The sequence below is a fragment of the Parashewanella hymeniacidonis genome (genome assembly GCF_016900895.1).
GTDB lineage: Bacteria > Pseudomonadota > Gammaproteobacteria > Enterobacterales > Shewanellaceae > Parashewanella > Parashewanella hymeniacidonis.
This window is the reverse complement of the sequence record NZ_JAFEUN010000219.1, coordinates 1-2,770: the sequence shown is the minus strand read 5'-3', so window position 1 is coordinate 2,770 and position 2,770 is coordinate 1. Positions and strand designations below refer to the sequence as shown.

The 2,770-nt window shown below is 42.6% G+C and carries 1 protein-coding gene and 1 pseudogene; both read left to right on the top strand.

Features of this window, described 5'->3' with window-relative positions; translation table 11 throughout:
• The first annotated feature begins 230 nt into the window (after window positions 1-230).
• A complete protein-coding gene (locus tag JQC92_RS21685; protein WP_205001612.1) occupies window positions 231-659 on the top strand; it encodes a beta-eliminating lyase-related protein in 429 nt (142 codons plus the stop codon).
• A 480-nt stretch (window positions 660-1,139) separates the two neighbouring features.
• Window positions 1,140-2,770, top strand: a pseudogene (locus JQC92_RS21680) (hypothetical protein); the annotation flags it as partial.

Here is a 2,770-nt window from a genome sequence, read left to right as displayed (position 1 = left end):
TGTAGTGAAATTGATGCAAAATCTAAGAAATCTTGCTTTTGGGGTACGGCTCTGAATTTTGCGTAAATCAGATGCCGTACATTTTAACTCTTGAAATGGATTTTTTCAGAACCGACTAATTATAGTTCTAGGTGGTTTACTTACGACCATCAACTCGCCGCATCATCTCTTCATTTCTAATTTCCTTATTTGTTTGCATACATTTTTTTAAACAACTTGAGGAAACTATTATGAAACGTATACCTGAACCATTCCGTATTAAAATGGTTGAACCTATCCGTATGACGAGTTTAAGTGATAGGCAACTTGCACTAGCTGACGCAGGAAACAATCCATTTTTGCTTAAAAGTGAAGATGTTTACATCGACCTATTAACTGACTTGGGTACTGGAGCGATGAGTGATCGACAGTGGGCAGGCTTGATGATGGGAGATGAATCTTATGCGGGTAGCCGCAGCTTTTTTAACCTAAAAAAAGAAGCACAGCGAGTGTTCGGATATCACCATGTCATTCCTGTGCATCAGGGCAGAGGAGCAGAGCAAGTATTGTTTTCTTGTTTAATTGGGGCAATACCCCTGTTACAAATTCAAGATATTTTCAGGCTTGATATTTTAATTTCCAGATCAAACCATTCTGTAAAATCTGGATATAGAGCCTGATAATCATCCTCTGTAAAAGAAAGGAGTTCAACTAACGTTTTACCGTCAATGATCATTTTGTCGATCTTTTGCGGGAGGCTCCACTCCGACTTTAAAAATCATTGAGTATCCTTTTATCTTGGAATTGGTTCAGTAATAAAAAAGATATTTTGTTTCTTATCTTGTTCCACCTAGGAAATTCCTCCTGAAAGGTGCATACCAATAGGCTTTCTTGTTTGAATTTGGAAAAGTCTAAAGGAGAAATTTTATGGTGAATGAGGGTTAAAACGTGGCTCAGAATCTGCGATTTTGAGGTCTTTTTAAAGGCCAATTATAGGGGTAAATTAAGGCTGATTTTTAAGCTGAGAAGGCATTTATGCCAAGGCTCAGCCTGCTATAACTCCTGAAAAAGTCTAGAGCGTTAACGATTTTTAACTCGTTTTTTAGCATTGTTTGCCTGTATTTTAAAAATACTGGCTCTTCCAAATCTCAATGAATTCTATGGCATCGAAAGTTCTATCCATTATGAATGGTTTCGGTTATCCGTCTGTGGATAACGGGGTGTGCTACGGACTTGCGGTTATGGCTGCGCAGGCGGTGATAAGATTTGATGGGGCAACGTATAACGCCAGAATCAAGACGCTTCCTAGCGGTGAGGAAGACGACCTTAAGGCTTTTTTTGAAGGTGTGGTCGTTTATTCAGGCAACGTCTTAAGCGCTTCACAATATGTTGCATTAGGTTTACCACGTCACCAAAATATTCCTGCACCTGCAAAGTTGTTATCATTTACACAAGATGAAAAAGATACCCTTCATGATGAGCGCAAAAAGTGCAGACCTTGCGTGGCTGAGACTTTTTTGTGCTCTTTCAATCGAAAATCACTGACCTGCTGCCTTAAAGAGATGCGTTCCCATGACGTGCCATTCTCATTGGTTATTACTTATATCAATCATGCGGTTCAAATTGGGTTTGATGGTTCAAACTGGCTGTCCGTGAGTCACGATAATACTCTGTATGAGGCAGCTATAACGAGTGAACTTTTACTTAACATTACAGATGAAAAGTACGCTCGTGATGGGTTGTGGCTTGCCAATATTAATATTGTCTTAGGAAAAGGTCGTACTATTTCAGATTTCTCCGCATGCTTTCGTGAATTACGTCTGACTGATAATAATTTTTTAAAGTTATCAGATTCTCAAAAAAAAAGGTGTGTGCATCTAGCGCTGCAAAATGGTCATCATGATACAGTGGCTGCGTTTATGAAAGTACTGGTGGAGTTACTGAAGGCAGGGAAGTTATCAGAAGATAAGTTCATAGCGCTGGCAGCAGCGAAAGATGGTGACGAAACACCTGGACTATTTCTGGCGCTGCAAAATGGTCATCATGAGACGGTGACTGCGTTTATGAAGGTGCTGGCGGAGTTACTGAAGGCAGGGAGGTTATCAGAAGATAAGTTCATAGCGCTGGTAGCAGCGAAAGATGGTGACGAAACACCTGGACTATTTCTGGCGCTGCAAAACGGTCATCATGATACGGTGGCTGCGTTTATGAAGGTGCTGGTGGAGTTACTGAAGGCAGGGAAGTTATCAGCAGATAAGTTCATAGCGCTGGCAGCAGCGAAAGATGGTGACGAAACACCTGGACTATTTCTGGCGCAGCAAAATGGTCAGCATGAGACGGTGGCTGCGTTTATGAAGGTGCTGGCGGAGTTACTGAATGAAGGGAAGTTATCAGCAGATAAGTTCATAGAGCTGGCAGCGGGAAAAAGACGTGACGAAATACCAGGGCTATGGATGGCGCAGCAAGATGGTCAGCATGAGACGGTGGCTGCGTTTATGGAAGCACTGACGGAGTTACTGAAGGAAGGGAAGTTATCAGCAGATAAGTTCATAGCGCTGGCAGCAGCGAAAGATGGTGACGAAACACCAGGGCTATGGATGGCGCAGCAAGATGGTCATCATGATACGGTGGCTGCGTTTATGAAGGTGCTGGCGGAGTTACTGAAGGCAGGGAAGTTATCAGCAGATAAGTTCATAGCGCTGGCAGCAGCGAAAGATGGTGACGAAACACCTGGACTATTTCTGGCGCTGCAAGAGGGTCAGCATGAGACGGTGGCTGCGTTTATGAAAGT